At 57.2% G+C, this 264-nt stretch carries 1 protein-coding gene; it reads left to right on the top strand.

The features are described 5' to 3' along the window. Nucleotides 1–264, top strand: a 264-nt coding sequence (locus ACFVYJ_RS13785; RefSeq protein WP_463255432.1) for a hypothetical protein, incomplete at both ends; no start/stop codon positions are given.

Raw genomic sequence — 264 nt, 5'->3', positions numbered from 1 at the left:
GCCCCGGCGCACTGGGACCGTTGGCCGGGTTTAATCGGGTGTTTGCGAAACCGTCCGCAAACCGATTGGCGCAACTTCAGCAAGCGTTGTTTCAAAAAAGCGGAACGCGCCCTGCTTTATGTCTTCGACGTACCAAGATTGAGGCGGACCCAACGATCCCGCCGAAAGTTCGGATCATGTATCCACGCCAGATGCCTCCGGCGCAAGCGATCCGGTATGATGAAGCACGTGCACAACAGGGGGGCATCCTTCAGGTCTTACAAC

The organism is Pontibacter sp. JAM-7 (genome assembly GCF_048548695.2).
Lineage (GTDB): Bacteria > Pseudomonadota > Gammaproteobacteria > Pseudomonadales > Balneatricaceae > Neptuniibacter.
This window is presented reverse-complemented; position numbering and strand designations above follow the sequence as displayed.